This window comes from Candidatus Saccharimonadaceae bacterium ML1, from assembly GCA_030253535.1.
GTDB classification, from domain to species: Bacteria; Patescibacteriota; Saccharimonadia; order Saccharimonadales; family Saccharimonadaceae; genus Saccharimonas; species Saccharimonas epibionticum.
Genome location: CP124550.1, coordinates 369,797 through 386,743 on the forward strand (window position 1 = coordinate 369,797; position 16,947 = coordinate 386,743).

Genomic DNA, 16,947 nt, shown 5'->3' on the forward strand with positions numbered 1-16,947 from the left:
ATTACTAATAATCTGCTCTTGAAATTAAAGAGTGCGCCAGCAAGAGCGGCGCACCCGTATCTACTATGCTTTTGGCAACTACCTTTTCTCTCCATAGCCTTTCGTCAACTTTTTGTTGCGCAACTTCAATACTACGTCTGCCGCTTTTGCTAGTTGTTTACTATGAGTGACGACGATGACGCATTTGCCGTTATCGTGAGCGGCTGAGTGTAGAGTAGCGATAATATCGCTGGCGGTGGTCTCGTCTAGGTTGCCGGTCGGTTCGTCAGCGAGGATAATTGGCGCGTCGGAAACAAGGGCGCGCGCGATCGCGACGCGCTGCTGCTGTCCGCCGGATAGTTTGAGAACGCTGCGGCGGATGTGGTCGTCGTCCAAGCCCATGCTGCGCAAGGTTTCCGCGGTGGCTTTTGGATTGACGAGCTTCAGGTTTTCTAATGGTGTTAGGTAGTCGATCAGATTGTAATTTTGGAAAACCAGCGAGATAGTATGCTTGCGGTGGTATGAATAACCCTGCTCGGCGATATTTTGGTCGTTGAAGAGGATTTGCCCGCCGGTCGGTTCGTCTAGTCCGGCGAGTAATCCGAGCAGCGTTGACTTGCCGGCGCCGGATTGCCCGACGATAGCGTAGAATTTCCCTGGCTGGAAATCGTAGCTAATGCCATTGAGTACATTGCTCGTACCGTCGGCGTATGAGTAGATAATATTGTCGAGAGTTAGTGTTGACATGAAATTCTCCTATCGTAATGTGGTTAAAATTTGTTTCGGGGTGCGGCGCAGAATAGGCGCGAGAGCGACTATACCGGAGGTGACGACTACAGCAAGACCAAGGATGGCTGCGAGAAGGTAGCTAACGAACGGCGCAGCTTGCGGCTGAACGGTCAGCGTGCCGGCAACATGGCTGGAGTTATTCAATAGATTGGATGTGAGATGGTGTGATAGTGCCTGGCTACTAAGCATAGCGCCTAGCAACGCGACGATGGCGATAAGCAATAACTCAATCATTATTTGCTCGGCGATTTGCCGTTTGCTTGTGCCGATGGCAAGGAGCGTACCGATCTCGTGGATGCGGCTGCGCACCCAGAAAACCAGCACGAGCGACAGCGTTGCTAGTCCGGCGAGGCTAATGCCGAGCGTGCCGATGGCTAAAATGCGTTCAATACTTGCGATGCTATTGATGACGCTGGCGAACGAGGCGGCATTGTCGGTTAACTCCAATTTGCTCCAATCAAGCGGCAAGGTTTTGGCGCGCCGGACGAGGTCTGGCAAGGCTCGCGGGTTGGAGGCAAAGTACGTGGCGCGGGTAAGCTGCTCAGAGCCAGATAGTTGCTGCGCCACCGCTAAAGAAGTAATGATTTGGTTCTCTGCCTGATCGGACGGTAGCGGACCAGGTTTGTCAGTCTTGCCGCTGAATATGCCGGTGATAGTAAGATCAACCTGACGGTCACCTTGCTGTAGCTGTATGCGGTCGCCTAGTTTTAACCCGTTCTTTTGTGCAAAGGCTGTGTGGATCAACGCCGACTGCTGGCTATCCTTGCTGAGGTGCTTGCCTTGCTCCAACTGATACAGCCGCCCGGTAAATTGGCTGAGCGATTGGCTGTCGGTTGTGCCAGTTACGCCGGCTGCGGCATCGGCTTCGTCGCTGAGCTGAATACCGCCGTCGATTAACGCTAGTCCGTTTGGTCGAGCAGCTGTTTGTGTTTGATAGTTGTACGCTCCTATTCCAGCGAGGTGCCGCACTGCCTCAGCGTCTTTTATCAGCAAGTCTTCGCCTTTAGCGCCGCTCAGGCTAAAACCGGCGCGGATGTTGCGTTCAACATTCAGGCGCAAGTTTGCCATTGTTTGCCGCACCGCCACCGTGCTTATGAGTAATGTAAAGATGAGCGCCATCACTGCCAGGATGATGAGGCTGCGCGTGAGCCGGCGCGTTACCGCCGTCCACGCGCGTGTTAGCACAGTCATCGCCTACTCCACCTCCGTCAGTAGCTCTTTCGGCGTCGATTGGGTGACCGGCCGGCTCGCGAGCAGTACCGAAGCAATGATAATGATTAATCCGACGCCCCACACCGCGGCGAGATCGCTTGGCGCTACCCGCACAGAAACTTTTTCGAGCGTGCGCGACGAGACAACCGAGTCGGCGTTAGCGCCAAGCGACGCGCCTTTAAGCTGCGACTCGCCTGCCTGCTTGGCGTTACGCGCCGCTTGATTGACGATATGGTCGCCTACGTGTTGTGCTACCAGTCCAGCTGTAAAGAACGAAGCGCCAAACGCGATGACTGCGATCATGGCTACCTCTGCGATATATTGCAGAATGATGTTTGATTTTGAGACGCCAGTTGCAAGTAATACGCCGGCTTCGCGCTTCCGTTCGTTCATCCAGAGGAATAACACGAGACTGATAATAACGATGCTGAAGAAACCGGTTGCGATCAACATGCCGTCGATGAGGCTGTACACGCCCTTGACTGCGCCCGTTACGCCTGCTAATTCCTGGCTATTTTTAGTTAACTGATACATGCGCCAGTTAACCGGCAATTTTTCCGCCTGCTTCAATAGTTCGTCAAGCTGCGTGCTGCCTTTGGTGAAGAACGTGGCGTCCTGGTAAATCTCTGTTTGTTCGGTATCTTTGCTGAGCGCGCGCGTGGTAGCGATGTCAGTGAAGAATAAGTTTTCGAACAACTCGACTTGGTAGGTAGCCTGGCGCGGGTTGGTACCGCTGAATATCCCGACGATTTGTACGGTGGTTTCCTCTGTTGAGTTGTGCCGGTTGTCGGTGTCGTGCGGGTTAGCTTTGAGCGTGAAGGTATCGCCGAGCTTGCGCCCATTTTTCTGCGCCCATTTCTCGTGTACGAGGATTTTATGCGTGTCGTCTGGCTTGATGTGCCGCCCAGAGGTTAGTTTAATTGAACCGGCGCGGAATTTATTTTCTAGCTCTGAAGTATTAACGCCTAATACATCGGCAGCGTTGCCGAATTGTGCTGCTTTGCTCGTATCGTAGCCGCTCGTGCCGTCTGGCAGCGATACTAATTTGGTATCGGGAAAGTCGCTCAAGACTTGCTGGCGTACTACGTAATTTGTTACGCTCGGCAGGCGTTTGACTGCGTTAATATCTTTACCGGACACAGTACCAGACCCGCGGTTCGTCCCGGGGTTTGTCCGCCGATTATTGCCCAAGGTAGCGCCGGTCATGAGCGTTTTGTCTAACTCTTTGGCTGCGTGGTCGGTTGAATGCTTGATAGCAAACCCGCTCAGCATGATAGTCGCCATCACGAGCAAAATTGCCAGCACAATGAGGCTTTTTAGTTTTTTCCTGGCGGCATACAGCCAGGCGCGGTGTATAAATGACATAAATCTCCTTTCATTACTTTCACATCGGAGTGTAGCACGCCAATATGAAAGTAATGTGAAATGGAGATTACGATTTGTTGGTGCGGGTAGCGCGGCGTTCGGCGGCATCTTGATATTCAAGGCTAAAGTCAATTGTAAAACGCATGCCATCTTTGACTGGCGTAAATTGATACGACCAGCCGCGGGCGTCGAGGAGTAATTTAACGGTATAAAGGCCAATGCCGCTGCCAACCTCATTCGCCTCTCCTCTGCCTTGCCGCAAGCGGTAGAATGGTTCAAATGCGCGGGCGCACTCGTGCGTACTGAGCGGCTTGCACTGGTTTGTAATGGAAAGCGCGTCGTGCTGAATGCGTATGCTAATTGCGCTGCCGCGGTCGCTGTAACGCACGGCGTTCGAGATTACGTTTGATAAAACGCGCCGAAGCATGTCGGGATTAGCGCGGACTTTAAGTGGTGCAAGGTCTACTGCAAAGGCGAGTCTTCGCGCCGACGCTAACAATCGGTAATCGTCAATGACGCGTTCTACGAGCTGGTCAACCCGCAACGTTTTTTGGCGCGCGACTGCTTGCTCGGCGGTTTGGCTGGCGCGCAGCGTATCCTGTACCATAGCAGCCAGCCGGTCGACTGTCGCGAGCGATTCAGCTAGCTGCCGCTCTCGTTCTGCTGCCGGCGTGACGCCAAGCTGCATATTTTCGAGCATAATTCGCAAGCTCGCCAGCGGCGTTTTGAGCTCGTGCGAGGCGGCGTGCAAAAAAGCTAATTTTTCTTTTTCGAGGCGCGTAATATGCGCGTTTTCGCGCTCCAGCGATTGAATAGTGCGGCGCAAATTATCATAGAGCCGGTTGACGTTGTTCCCTAGCACAGCGATTTCGTCTCGGCCTTTACCTATGTAGTGCGCGCCGGGCTGCAGCTGCTGCATCGCCGTGGTAACCTTTGCCATGCGGCGGATCGGGCGCGTGATGAACCGGCTATAGCAATAAGAAAAGACGAGCGCCACAAGCAGCGACGCTGTCATTGTATATGGCAAAATCCGCAGCGTTGCCGCCTTCGCCTGATTAACGGACTCGACGTCGGTGAGGAGCTTGGCACCCACCATGCCCGCCGACCCGCGCACCGTCGTCGTTTTAATGATAATTGACGCTGGATCAATCTGTTCGCCGGCGATTGTCACGAGGCTTGCGTCAATTGGTTGTTCGGCGATGATATTAACTGCCTGAAAACCCTGAAACGTTTCGTCTCGTCCGTCAATCGTCAGCGTGATAGTAACGTTATGACGTAGCGCAAAGCTACGGGCAGTTTGTCGCATAGTATCAGCTGATTGTCCGCGCAGTTGGCGGCTTAAATCGGCTACCTGGGCTTCGGCTGTCTGCTGTTTTTGCTGCAAGTAGACTGCTGGCATTAGTAAATAAATCAACCCGTGCGCTATGACAATCATTGCTGCGAGCATGCTGATTGACGCCAGGAATGTTTTAGGAAACAACGTCAGGCGCTTCATAGCGGTAGCCGACTCCTTTTACGGTGACGATGCAGTCAAGGTGCAGTTGCTTGCGTAGATTTTTAACGTATACGTCAATGACGCGGTCAAATGGCAACTCGTCGTTTGCCCATAGCGTATCTAGTATCGCTTGCCGGCTCCAGACGCGCCCAGGGTGGCTAACGAATAATTTTAGTAATTGGATCTCTTTTGGTGTTAAGGCAGCGCCCTGCCCCGCATATTGGCTAGTGTAAGCTGCGAAATCAACCTCTGCTTTGCCATAATGCCAGCGTTTCGGCAGCGGCGGATGGCGGCGTAATAGCGCTTGCAGGCGTTTGTCTAAAACAGTGAGCGAAAACGGTTTGGTCACATAATCGTCCGCTAATCGATTAAAACTGCTGATTTGGGTGGCTTCGTCGCCAAGTGCGGTTACGATAAGGACTGGTACGTTGCTTGTTTGGCGTAATTGCTCAAGCACTTCTAATCCCGTCATGTCTGGCAGCATAATATCAAGTACGATGGCGTCGGCTTGCTGGATTTGGGCGAGCGCTGATTGTCCGTCGTCTGCTGTTAACACTCGGTAGCCGCGTGTACGCAAAAATCGCCCTGTGCCTTCGCGCAATGCCGGTTCATCTTCAACCAGTAGAATCGTGGGGTGTGCTACCTCTGGATTATCATGCGTCATATTGGCAATTATAGCATGAGCTCGGAGGCGGTTTACCTGCTGCTCTATTATTGGCTAATAGCGCGGGATATTCCGCTCTTTTGATTGACAACCGTTATCTTTGGTCGGTATCATAAAACCATATGCGTAACAGATTGCCGAGCGTGTTCCGGTATAAGCTGCAGTATTTGCCGTACGATATAGTTGCGGCAATCGTAGTGACAGCAGTGACTGTGCCGAGTGCGTTAGCGCTTGCTGCGATTGTCGGCGTGCCGCCGGTAATGGGTTTGTATGCAGCGATGATCGCGCCGATTGTGTTTGGATTGTTGGCGCATACGCGGCGGCTGGTGGTTGGTCCGAACTCGCCGACGGCGATTTTAGTGGCATCTGGTGCGGCCTTGGTCGCGGCGGCGGGTACGGCTGAGTATGTGAACGCAGTGTTTGTGCTTGGGCTGATCGCCGGCGCGATACTGATGCTGCTTGGTGCGGCGCGGTTCGGGTTTTTGTCGGATTTGATTTCGCGCCCGGTAATGATTGGTTTTTTGGCGGGCGTAGGCGTGCAAATCGTTGTGACGCAATTAGCGGCGTTATTAGGCGTGAAAGTTGCGGGGCACGGCGAAGTATGGCATTATATCGGCTCAATTATGTCGCAAGCGTCGTCAATCAACGGCATGACGGTGACAGTATCAATCCTTGTCATTGGCACGATGATAGTGTTTCACCGCACGCGCGTGCCCGGCGAACTGGTTGGATTAGTCGTAGCGGCGTTATTTGCGATGATATTCCACGTACAGGATTTCGGCGTAGCGTTTGCGGGAGAATTACCGCGCGGACTGCCGCGATTTGCCCTGCCGCATGTTGATTTTGATTTGGTAACGGTATTGCTGCCGACAGCGCTGTCGATCGTTGTGGTATCGCTGGTGCAAGCCACAACGATGATTCGTAATCTAGCGAGCGATCACGATGAAGAGGTGGCGCTGAACCGCGATTTTGTGGCGCTTGGCGTGTCGTCGATTGCGACGTCATTGTTTCAGGGATTTTTGGCGAACGCGACGCCATCGCGCACGCAGGCGGCGAGCAACGCGGGTATGCGCTCGCAAATGACAAATATTCTGTCCGGCATTATGGTTGGCGGGCTGCTGCTGTGGGGCGGGTCGTTGTTCCGCTACGTGCCGCAGGCGGCGTTAGCCGCGATCGTGTGCGTCATTGGATTCCAGCTGATTCGATTTCGTGAACTGCATAATTTGTGGATGGTGCGCTACGAGGAATTTGTAGTTGCGATGATCGCGCTGGCGTGCACGGTGCTGTTCGGCGTGCAGCTCGGCGTACTGATCGCAGTAACGGTGTCGCTAATGGAGCGCTTGCGCCGGCAGTATCGTCCGCACGATACGATTTTGCTGCGCGACGGTGTACTATCGGATTGGGCGAAAGAGCGTCTTGGCCGCGAGCAAAAAATACCGCGCGACGTGTTGGTGTACGGATTCGACGAGTCGCTATTTTTCGAGAATGTGAATTATTTTGTAGCGCGGCTTAAGCGAGCGATTATGCGGGCACGCCACACGGTGCGCTACGTGGTGATTGATGCCGGTGCGATTGACGACATTGATTATACGGCGATTGAAGAGCTGAAACGGTTGTACCGCGAGCTGAGCGAAGATGGTGTTGCTATTGCTTTTGCGCATATGTCGCCGAGTCTGCGCGCGCAGTTCGACATTTATGGCATGACAGATATTATCGGCGAGCGGAATTTGTATGCGACGCTAACGAAAGCATTGGCTCATCCGGCGAGCCCGCCGGCGCGCGAAATGGTTTTAGATCTGAATCTTGATCCAACGCAGTATATAGTGGTCGGCGGCGCGGTGCTTGATATGCTGCATTTGCGCGATACGCATGACGTTGATATTGTCGTATCAAACGAGATTTACGAACAATTCCGCGCGCAAAAAACCTGGCACGAAGCCGTCTGGACAAGCGGCAAGCGCGTGCTCGTGCGCGGGCAGTATACGCTTATGAAGACGTGGATGGGCTGGTCATTGCGGCAATTGCAGCGCGATGCTGAGCGCATTGAGCAAATTCCTTGCGTCTCCACCGAGCGGCTTATTGACGCCAAGCGGCGGATTGGGCGGCGCAAAGATATTTCGGATATAACGCTATTGCGCTCGCGGCGATCAAAGCGGCGTTTGCAATAGATAACTGTCTGCGTCACAATAGTGCATGCGTCCACAAGCGCAACGTCACCTTCGAGTGTCTATCGGCAAAACAATAAGAGCCTTTACCCTTTACCATATTCACTGCTATCATTTCTCTAAAGAGCGACCTCTCCGCGCGGGATTGCGCGAAGAGCTAATATATTCACGCTTGTCGCCTAAAGCCGATCGTGCCACTCCGCTTCCCTAATACTCAATTTAACTCCGGGCGCTTGCCGAGGAACGTGCGTCCGAACCACTTATGTAGCTCTAATACGATAATCGGCAGGACGAATGCAACCGTTGTTACGATTGCGAAGTCGGTAGCAGTAACCGGTGCAACGTGCAGGTAGGGAGCGAATGGGCTTGCGATCGCGATGAGCTGCAGCCCGACCGCGACGAGCAACCCGACGAGGAACGGCGTATTGCGCTTTTTAATGCGCCGGAAGAGCGACTCGTAATCGCTGCGAGCCTCAAACGCGCCTGCCCACTGCACTGTTGCAAGCGCGCAAAATGCGACTGTGCGCGCATAGTCGGCGCCATGCCAATGGTCAAACAGCGCGTAGAGTGTCAGCACAAGCACTGCCATCAGGAGCGCCATGATGATAATCCGCGAAATCATAAACGTACTGAGCAGTGGCGCGTTGGCGGGTTTAGGCGGTTGCTTCATGTTGCGTGCTTCGCCTGGTTCCATACCGATCGGAATAACCATGGCGCTATCAGTGACAATGTTTATCCACAAGATCTGTACTGGCGTGAGCGGCAGCGGCAACCCAACGATGAGCGATCCGAGCGACACGAGCACCTCGCCTAGATTTGTCGACAATAAGTACGTTACCATGCGTTTGATATTGGCATATACGGTGCGCCCTTCATGGATCGCCGATACGATCGACTGGAAGTTATTATTGAGCAGAATGATGTCGCCGGCGTCTTTGGCGATTTGCGCGCCCGAGCCCATTGCGACGCCGACATGCGCGTTCGTGAGCGCGGGGATATCGTTGACGCCGTCGCCCGTCATGGCGGTAATGTCGCGCTGCTTGAGGATTTCTAAGATACGGTGCTTATATTCCGGCAGGACGCGCGCGCAGACACGGATGGTTTTGAGACGTTCAGCAAGGTCGTCGTCGGACATCATACTCATTTGGCGGCTGTCAAACACCTCGCTGCGATGATGTACGAGCCCTAGCTCCCTGCCAATATGATATGCCGTTTCGAAATGGTCGCCGGTAATCATGCGTACAGTAATGCCGGCAGCTTGCGCGGTGGCAATAGCACTTTTTGCTTCGGTGCGGAGCGTGTCGGCGATCGCGACGAATCCGTCAAACGTGATATGTTGACGCGGCGATAGTGCTTCAAGTGATTCCAGCGGCTTCTTAAGCGTTGCGTGCCCGAGCGCAATGACGCGGAATCCGAGTCCCGTCAGATGGTGCAGCTCGACAGTGGCGCGTTCGCGCTCGCCCTCTGCTAAATCGCAGCGTTCAACCATCTGCTCGGGCGCGCCTTTAAGTGTCAGAATGTATTGCGTGCCGTTGTGATACAGCGCGCCGCTCAGCGCTAAAGCGTGTTCAAATTGGTAAGCTTTTATTGGTTTGCGAACGTTTGCCGGCGGATTTTTCGCGATAAACGAGCGAAATGCCGTATCAAGCGGATCGGCGACGCTGTGTCGCGTGTGCGGTACGATTGCATCTGCTAGCGTTTGCAGCGTGTATTTGCGCTGGTTGCGCGGATGCCATAATTCTTGTACTGATAGTTTATTGTGCGTAAGCGTACCAGTTTTATCGGTAGCAATGGTTGTGATTGCGCCGATTGATTCAATTGATCCCATCGTGCGCACTAATGCTTTGCGCCGTGCCATTCGCTGCATGGCGAGAACCAAGATAATTGAAATTGCGATCGGCAAGTTTTCGGGCACAGCGCTCACGCTCAGTGCGATCACAAATCGCAGCGCTTCGTCCCACGCGATCCCGCGCCACAGCGCTAGCCCCATTGTGACAAGCGCAATGAGGCTAATGACGATAACGATCTGCGTGATAAGCGCGTCGATTTTCCTTTCGACTGGATTAACTTCTTCGCTCGTCGCCGATAAGTCGCTCAGCCGCCCAAATTCAGTGTTGTTGCCCGTCGCTACAACGACGGCGCGCGCTTCGCCGCCGATGACGAACGAACCTTGGAAAACCATGTTTGATTGTTCGTAAATTTGCCGGTCGGCGCCGAGCGTTTCGACCTGCTTCGAAATTGGCAGCGATTCGCCTGTTAGTTGGGATTCGTCGACGCGAAACGACCGCGCTTCAATAATGCGCGCGTCGGCAGGGATTTTGTCGCCTTCGTCTAGCACGATGACGTCGCCCGGCACGATATTAACGGCGTCGACCGTAACGCTCTTGCCCTTGCGCAGCACCTCAACCTTTACTGTGGACCGCTTTTGCAGCGAGCGTAAGATCCGCTCGGTTGAAAACCGCTGTACGTAATAAATCAGCGCATTCAACAAGATGATCGCGCCGATAATTGCCGCGTCGAAATACGACCGATGCCATAGGCTAATACCAATCGCTACAACAAGTACCGCCATAAAAACCGACAAAAATGGTTCAAGCAGCTTGCGCCAGAGCGGCTCGGTGCGTAATTTAATTGAATTTGGCCCGTATTGCCGTAGCCGCTGTTTTGATTCGATTGCCGATAGTCCGCTGCTTGTTGTTTGGAGATCGTCAAGCGTCTGTTTCACTGATTTTGTGTAAAAAGCCATAAGCATAGTATACTAGATCGGGTGCGCAATCTGAACGATTGCGCTATACTAATAAGTATGAAGGTAAAAATTGAAATTGACACAAAAACGTTTATTCGCTTTTGGCTTGTAGTAATTGGTTTTGGTCTAGCGGGGCTAACAATTTATTTAGCGCAGACAGCGCTGGTTATTTTGGGCACGGCGCTGTTTTTGGCGCTTGCGCTCAATCGTCCGGTGGCGCGGCTGGCGAAGCTCATCCCCGGCAAGAGCCGGCTGGGCGGCACGGCGCTCGCATTCACATTGCTCATCGTGTTTTTATTTTGCGTCGTGTGGTTTGTGGTGCCGCCAATCGTGCAGCAGACGGCGAAATTTGCCGAGTCGGTGCCTGGGATTATTGATCAGGCGAGCACGCAGTGGCACGGCGTCAACCGGTTCATTGATGAACATAGCATGCGCGAGCAAGTAAATTCAGTTTTGGAATCAATCAGAACGCAAGCATCCCACTGGGCGACTGATCTGAGCGGCAGTATTATCGGCAGCGTCGGCTCGCTGGCGTCGTTCGTGACATCGCTGTTTTTGGTCATTGTCTTGTCGTTTTTGATGCTGCTTGAGGGGCCGGAGTGGATGCGGCGCGTTTGGGGTTTGTATGATAACCAAGCGCGCATGGAACACCACAAACGGCTCGTTGGGCGCATTTATAATGTTATTACCGGCTATGTTGCCGGGCAGTTGACAGTTTCTGGTATTGGTTCATTGGTGGCAGGCGCATTTGTATTTGGTATTAGCCTATTTGTGCCGGCGATTGACGCAAATTTGGTTATGCCGGCGATTTTAATCGTGTTCGTACTGTCGCTGATTCCGATGTTCGGGGCGACGATTGCCGGCGTGCTCGTCACGTTGCTCTTGGCGTTTAATAATGTGCCGGCGGGAATTGCTTACGCGGTATTTTTCGTTGTATACCAGCAGATCGAGAACAACTTCATCTCGCCGGCGATTCAATCGAAGAAAGTCGAGTTATCGGCCTTGATGGTGCTGACGGCGGTGACGGTTGGCTTGTATGTTGCGGGTGTCGCCGGCGGTTTCATCGCTATTCCGATTGCCGGCACGATCAAAGTGTTCCTTGACGATTATCTTGAGCGCGCCAAAGCTAAGCGCGAAGAAAGCAAGCACGACAAGCCAGTGCTCGGCAAGCTGGCGAGCAAGCTTAAAAAAGCTGCGCCATCAGAATAATATTGTTTATGCGTATGTCCAAATCGTGTCGTGCGCTGTGTCACGTACGATGATTCCCATTGCTTTGAGCTGGTCGCGCAACTCGTCGGAGCGCGCCCAGTTTTTATCGTCGCGGGCGCGGCGGCGCTCCACTAGCAGCTGCTTGGCGTCGTCGCTGATATCCGGCGTTGAATCAAGTAGCTGGAGCCCGAGCATATCGTCAATTGCTTGTAATAATTCCACTAGCCCTGCGCGGTAAATTGCGCCAAGCGGCCGTTGGCTGATACTCGAAAACGATTCGTCGATAATACTAAGCGCTTCTGGTGTGTTCAGGTTATTGTTGAGCGCTTCGCGCATTGCACCAATTGCAGCCTGCGGCGATAAATACTGCGGCGCGTCATTGCGTTTCGTGTCGTCGTCTAAACGGTCGTGAACTTGATGGCGCAGGCAAGCGGTGTCGCGCCAATTTTTCAAACGGTTGCGTGCTGCTGTTAGAATATCAAATGAGAAGTTTCCTTCGCTTTGATAGTGGCTTTGCAAAATAAACATACGTAAATCCATCGCCGTGAAGCCGCGCTCTTTTAGGTGAGTCATTGTATAGCCGTTGCCGAGCGACTTGCTGATTTTGCCGCCGTCAATTTTCAGGTGATTGCAGTGCAGCCAATACCGCGCAAATTGTACGCCGCTCGCTGCTTCGCTTTGGGCAATCTCGTTGGTGTGGTGCACGGGAATGTGGTCAATACCGCCGGTGTGGATATCAATCGTTTGTCCAAGCAGCTCCATCGCCATGGTGCTGCACTCCAAATGCCAACCTGGGAAGCCCATAATTGCGCTTGCCACTCCACTCGCCGCCCCGGGCGTTTCGCGCCCGTGCGAATCAAGCAAGTCTTCTGGTGTTTCCCACTCCATATCGCGGCGCTTGCCTGGCTCGGTAAATTTCCACAGCGCAAAATCCCATGGCTGGCGTTTTTCGCTATTAGCCTCAACGCGCGCGCCGGCTTTTTGTGCCGCTAAATCTAATTGTGCGAAATCTGCGTAGCGCGGGAACTTGCTCGTGTCAAAATAAATCCCGTCGCTGGTTTGATACGTGTAGCCTTTCTCTTTCAGCGTGCGGACGAGCGCTAATTGCTGCGGAATGAAATCCGTTGCGCGTACCATATGCTCTGGCGGAACTAGCCCAAACTCGTGCATGCCACGCACGAATGCCTCGGTGTAGTGCTCAGCAATTTCCCAAGCGGTTTTGCCGTCGCGCCGCGCCCCCTTCTCTAGTTTGTCTTCGCCGTCATCGGCGTCGCTTACTAAATGCCCGACGTCGGTGATATTCATCACGCGCTCAACCTCGTATCCGTTAAATTTCAGTACGCGCACCAGCGTATCCCAATAAACGTAGGCTGCCCAGTTACCGACGTGAAGATAGTCGTATACCGTTGGTCCGCAGGTGTAGAGCGTCACTCGGTCGTGCGACATCGGCGTAAATTCGTCGAGGCGGCGCGTGAGGGTATTATACAGTTTCAGCATAGTGATGCTCCTTTAGCGCTTTATCCGCCGCGTCAACGAGTTCGCGCACCGTTGCTTCATACGCCTCGTAAATGCGAAATCCTGCGGCGTATGGGTGGCCGCCGCCGCCGAAGTAGCCGGCGATCTGCTCGCCAACGGGCGTATTGCAGCGCAATTTTCCAGTAAGCTTACCGTCCGGGTAGGTTTTGATCGCGCACGCAACTTCGACGCCTTCTACGAGCCGCATCTCGTCGAGAACAAGCATGCTCGGGTTATACTGGTCGCTGTACGCTTGGATTTCTTCCCACGGAATATGCACGAGCGCTAGTTTTCCGTCCAGCAGATATTCGATCCGCTCAATTAGCCGTCCCTTATACGCCAAAATTTCCGGCGACTTTTTCATAAAATCTCGCCGGCGTTCTTCAATTGCCGCGTTGCTTGCGCCAAGCCGCGTCAGCTCGCCTGCAACCGTGAATGAATCGGCGTGCGTACTCTGCGTGGTCAGTCCCAGGCTATCGCTCATAATAGCGATCAGTAAATCCTCGGCAGCTTGCGGGTTGATTGCCCAACCAGCGTCCTGCGCCAAATTGTAGATTAGCTCGCCTGTTGCGACAACATCTTGGCTGATTATCGTGTGATCAAAGCTGAGCGTACTGCCAGTCGTATGATGATCAAGTACGAGCACGGGGTGCGTCTCTAAAAAATGCCGCGCGCCTGGAGTCTCAAGTACTTTGCTAAGCAAAATATCGGCGCTCGTATCGACGATGATCGCCGCGTCAGCTTTCGTATCAAACTCTGCGCAGACACGATCCCAGCCGCGAATATAACGCAGATATTTTGGGATAGCGACTGGGCAATATAGGCTGGCATTCTTGCCGAGGCCGCCAAGAATCTCCTCCAGTGCTAACGCCGAGCCAACGCTATCGCCATCAGGATTTTCCGCTTGAATGACGACGATGTTCGTTGCGTTGTCGATTATTTTTTTTGCTTCAGTGAACATTATTACCTGTCTCCGTTTGGTGTATATACTTCAAAAATATAAAAAAGTTTTTGGACGTATCTAGAGCACTTCTTCATTATACCATTGAGTGCGCTATTATTCGTCCCGCATATCTTTCATTGGGTTGCGGCGCGTGTTGCGCGCAAGCGGTAGTATACTACCAATGAGCGCCGCCGCAACGATACTTGCAGCGGCGAGCACGATAATACGCGGGTCGAATGCGAACAGCTGGAACGTCGTATTCAAATCGCGCGGCATAATGATATAGCGCGCCGCGGTCGAAAAGTCGGCTGAATAGAGCGCGTCGATAACGCCTGCACCGATCAGTCCGGCGGTGATTGCGAATAGTGCAATTAGTCCAGCGAGCAGCAGCGTGTACATTATGTAAATCTGCGCGATGTCTAGCCGCGTTGCGCCAAGCGCGCGAAATATAGCAGATTCTTTGCGGCTGTCGGCGACTGTGCGTGAAATTGTTAACATTAAAATGAACGCCGCCACGCCGATAACGCCGAGCAAGCTGTACCACAATATTGGCGTGAGTTGCTGCCGCAGCTCTTCAATAACAAGCGAGTTGCTTCCGAACGGCCGTGTAAAGTTTGATACGCCATCCACGCATAAATCCTTGTTCTTCGGCTGGTTATTGCACATGGAGGCATGATAAAATGCGCGGGCGTGTTCGGCGTCTGTAAATTCGTAGATAGTCGTATCTGATAGCCCGCCCGAAAGTTCTCGACGCTCCGTGGTGAGAATATTCGGTACATATGTTTTCGCGGCGCCTGCCTCAAACGTCTGTTTCGGTATAATCCAGCGCGATGGCATGTTGGCGTTGAGCGCGCCAGCCAGCTTGCCTTTTAGGTCGTCGCCGTACGCCGCATCCGGCAGCAGTCCGACAACGCGGTAGGTTAGTTTCGCTTGCTGCGGCGTTACGTTTTCTGTTGAAAATTGCTGGTTGAATTTCTGCATTTTTTCGTCCATCGCTTTTTCGTCGGTGCTGCGATTATCTTTTTTCACGATAGCGCCGCCACAACTATCTGCCGCCGGCAAGGCATATTCAATGCTTGGCTTGGCATCGGGTTCGTTTTTAGTCTTATTGGCGGCTGTGCGCTGCTGGTCAAGCGCTTGCTGGATTAAATGAGACGACGCATTATTACGATAGCACACCTGAATTGTTATGTTACCCGTCTCGTTTCTCAGCTCCCGAATACGTTCAATATGCTGCTGCGGCGATGCGGTCGTCGGTAGAGGCTTTTTGCCGAGCAGCGCCGCCGCGTCATTGTAGCTGATAAAGACAGGAATTTCATTATTGGCGGCACGCGCGCGGTGCGGTAAGAAATAATACTTGAGCAGCGACTCGTCAAGAATCGTTTGATAATCCGCCGCACTTACAAATTCGCTTAGCTGCTCTGGTACGGCTTCTTTATCGCGCTGAAAATCCTCGCGTCCGCCGATCATTACATCAAGCGACCCGTCGTCGCGCCCGCCAACATTCTGCACGCGGTATGTCGCGCTTGAGCCAAATCGCTTGGCGGCTGTGTCAATGCGCTCCGGTTTGAGTGGATTCTTCTCGGCGGTGTATTGTTTCAGAAACGTCTTTACCGCCCAACTATTGCGGTTGAGCGAACCTGAATCGTCCTGATTTATTTTTGTAATTGGTTCTTCCTCGGATTTTTCGTCGTATTCGACGCCGAGCGCTTTCGCCGCCGCTTTTTTGTCGGCGATATGCTGTTTATGCAATGCGAGTATGCGGTCTTTGGCGTCTTGCGGCGGGTTGTAGAATAGGTCAGATTGATTTTCATTGTGATTGCTATACGCCAACAAATATTGCGTCGACATCGTATCGCGGCCGAACCGTTCAATACTCGCCATGCTGGCGCGTAGTACCGTCAAACCAAACACTACAATGCCAAACAGCAGCCCGGCTACGATAATTGTTGCCGCAAGCCGAATTTTGCGCGTGCGCAGTTTTGTCAGTGCAAGTTTGCTGGCATCAAGCGTCCGCAACATCTAGAGTACCCTCCCGTCGTGCAGCGTAATCTCGCGGTCGGTCTGCCGAGCGATCTCGTGGTCGTGCGTAACAATCAGAATCGTTGTGCCGAGCTGGCGGCGGATTTGCTCGAAAATGTTAATGACACGCTGCGAATTAACACTATCGAGATTACCCGTCGGTTCGTCGGCAAGCAGGACTTTCGGCTGATTTAGTAATGCCCGCGCAATGGCGGCGCGCTGCATCTGCCCGCCAGACAATTCCTTCGGCAAATGCTTCATGCGCTCTGCGACGTTAACCATATCAGCGAGTTCAGTGGCGCGCTGTTTACGCTCGCGCGGATTGGTGCGCGCGAACATACCGGGGATTTCTAGATTAGTCGCTAGATTCAAAAATGGCTGCAAATAAAATGACTGAAACACGAATCCAATTGTCCGCCCGCGGAATTGCGATAATTTTCGGTCTGATAGCGCGCTAAGGGCTTGTCCGTTGACGGTAATGAGTCCGCTTGTTGGTTTGTCGAGTCCGCCGATTAGCTGTAGCAACGTTGACTTCCCTGAGCCGCTTGCGCCGGTGAGCGCTACAAATTCCCGCTGGCGCACGCTCAAACTGACGCCGCGCAGCACCTTAATCTTTTGCCGCCCGACTTTGTATGTTTTTACGACATCTTTGACTGAGATAATTTCACTGCCGAGCGGTACAGTAGTTTTTGTCTGCGCAGTGGCATCGCGCGCCGTGTATTGCCGAACCGCTGCAACCGCCCGTTCCGGATCGCCGTCAAAATACCGCAGAAACGCAGCAATTACCCTCCCCTTTTCGTCGTCCATGGAATCATTGTAGCAATTGAAATATGTAAATGCTAG

Annotated in this window: 12 protein-coding genes; 2 read left to right on the forward strand and 10 right to left on the reverse strand. The window is 53.1% G+C overall.

The features are described 5' to 3' along the window. Positions 1-78: 78 nt before the first annotated feature. The 5 genes from SEML1_RS01905 to SEML1_RS01925 all read right to left on the reverse strand — a co-directional run bounded on the left by SEML1_RS01905 (position 79) and on the right by SEML1_RS01925 (position 5,504). A complete protein-coding gene (locus SEML1_RS01905) occupies positions 79-726 on the reverse strand; it encodes an ABC transporter ATP-binding protein (protein WP_376754370.1) in 648 nt (215 codons plus the stop codon). A 9-nt stretch (positions 727-735) separates the two neighbouring features. After that, entirely contained in the window at positions 736-1,959 is a 1,224-nt protein-coding gene (locus tag SEML1_RS01910; RefSeq protein ID WP_376754371.1) for an ABC transporter permease, read from the reverse strand. 3 nt (positions 1,960-1,962) lie between these two features. Continuing rightward, the gene (locus SEML1_RS01915) at positions 1,963-3,345 is read right to left on the reverse strand and encodes an ABC transporter permease (RefSeq protein WP_376754372.1); all 1,383 of its coding nucleotides are present in this window, start codon (positions 3,343-3,345) and stop codon (positions 1,963-1,965) included. A 67-nt stretch (positions 3,346-3,412) separates the two neighbouring features. Next, positions 3,413-4,840, reverse strand: a complete 1,428-nt coding sequence (locus SEML1_RS01920) for a sensor histidine kinase (protein WP_376754373.1) — start codon at positions 4,838-4,840, stop codon at positions 3,413-3,415. Continuing rightward, entirely contained in the window at positions 4,815-5,504 is a 690-nt protein-coding gene (locus SEML1_RS01925) for a response regulator transcription factor (RefSeq protein ID WP_376754374.1), read from the reverse strand. Before SEML1_RS01925 ends, SEML1_RS01920 begins: the two co-directional genes overlap by 26 nt. Before the next feature lie 122 nt (positions 5,505-5,626). Here SEML1_RS01925 and SEML1_RS01930 point away from each other — a divergent pair, with 122 nt between their 5' ends. After that, positions 5,627-7,672 (forward strand): SulP family inorganic anion transporter, encoded by a 2,046-nt coding sequence (locus SEML1_RS01930; protein WP_376754375.1) that lies wholly within the window; start codon positions 5,627-5,629, stop codon positions 7,670-7,672. 211 nt (positions 7,673-7,883) lie between these two features. On the opposite strand, the gene SEML1_RS01935 is transcribed toward SEML1_RS01930, so the two are convergent. Then, positions 7,884-10,415, reverse strand: a complete 2,532-nt coding sequence (locus SEML1_RS01935; protein WP_376754376.1) for a cation-translocating P-type ATPase — start codon at positions 10,413-10,415, stop codon at positions 7,884-7,886. Positions 10,416-10,472: 57 nt separating this feature from the next. Between SEML1_RS01935 and SEML1_RS01940 the strand changes: the two genes are divergently transcribed. Continuing rightward, positions 10,473-11,624, forward strand: a complete 1,152-nt coding sequence (locus SEML1_RS01940; RefSeq protein ID WP_376754377.1) for an AI-2E family transporter — start codon at positions 10,473-10,475, stop codon at positions 11,622-11,624. Between the two features lie 6 nt (positions 11,625-11,630). Here the strand turns inward: SEML1_RS01940 and SEML1_RS01945 are convergent, their stop codons facing one another. From SEML1_RS01945 to SEML1_RS01960, 4 genes are all read right to left on the reverse strand, one after another. Further along, positions 11,631-13,121 (reverse strand): cysteine--tRNA ligase, encoded by a 1,491-nt coding sequence (locus tag SEML1_RS01945; protein ID WP_376754378.1) that lies wholly within the window; start codon positions 13,119-13,121, stop codon positions 11,631-11,633. Further along, on the reverse strand, positions 13,105-14,100 hold the full coding sequence (locus tag SEML1_RS01950) for a DHH family phosphoesterase (RefSeq protein WP_376754379.1): 996 nt from the start codon (positions 14,098-14,100) through the stop codon (positions 13,105-13,107). The genes SEML1_RS01945 and SEML1_RS01950 overlap by 17 nt, the downstream gene beginning before the upstream one ends. 96 nt (positions 14,101-14,196) lie before the next feature. Then, positions 14,197-16,104 (reverse strand): FtsX-like permease family protein, encoded by a 1,908-nt coding sequence (locus SEML1_RS01955; protein ID WP_376754380.1) that lies wholly within the window; start codon positions 16,102-16,104, stop codon positions 14,197-14,199. Next, positions 16,105-16,911: an ABC transporter ATP-binding protein gene (locus tag SEML1_RS01960; RefSeq protein ID WP_376754381.1), complete on the reverse strand. Its 807-nt coding sequence runs from the start codon at positions 16,909-16,911 to the stop codon at positions 16,105-16,107. Between the last annotated feature and the right edge of the window lie 36 nt (positions 16,912-16,947).

Bases quoted from the DNA above. Each gene is read 5' to 3' on its own strand.
- SEML1_RS01905 (WP_376754370.1), bottom strand. From the start codon at position 726: ATGTCAACACTAACTCTCGACAATATTATCTACTCATACGCCGACGGT.
- SEML1_RS01910 (WP_376754371.1), bottom strand. From the start codon at position 1,959: ATGACTGTGCTAACACGCGCGTGGACGGCGGTAACGCGCCGGCTCACG.
- SEML1_RS01915 (WP_376754372.1), bottom strand. From the start codon at position 3,345: ATGTCATTTATACACCGCGCCTGGCTGTATGCCGCCAGGAAAAAACTA.
- SEML1_RS01920 (WP_376754373.1), bottom strand. From the start codon at position 4,840: ATGAAGCGCCTGACGTTGTTTCCTAAAACATTCCTGGCGTCAATCAGC.
- SEML1_RS01925 (WP_376754374.1), bottom strand. From the start codon at position 5,504: ATGACGCATGATAATCCAGAGGTAGCACACCCCACGATTCTACTGGTT.
- SEML1_RS01930 (WP_376754375.1), top strand. From the start codon at position 5,627: ATGCGTAACAGATTGCCGAGCGTGTTCCGGTATAAGCTGCAGTATTTG.
- SEML1_RS01935 (WP_376754376.1), bottom strand. From the start codon at position 10,415: ATGGCTTTTTACACAAAATCAGTGAAACAGACGCTTGACGATCTCCAA.
- SEML1_RS01940 (WP_376754377.1), top strand. From the start codon at position 10,473: ATGAAGGTAAAAATTGAAATTGACACAAAAACGTTTATTCGCTTTTGG.
- SEML1_RS01945 (WP_376754378.1), bottom strand. From the start codon at position 13,121: ATGCTGAAACTGTATAATACCCTCACGCGCCGCCTCGACGAATTTACG.
- SEML1_RS01950 (WP_376754379.1), bottom strand. From the start codon at position 14,100: ATGTTCACTGAAGCAAAAAAAATAATCGACAACGCAACGAACATCGTC.
- SEML1_RS01955 (WP_376754380.1), bottom strand. From the start codon at position 16,104: ATGTTGCGGACGCTTGATGCCAGCAAACTTGCACTGACAAAACTGCGC.
- SEML1_RS01960 (WP_376754381.1), bottom strand. From the start codon at position 16,911: ATGGACGACGAAAAGGGGAGGGTAATTGCTGCGTTTCTGCGGTATTTT.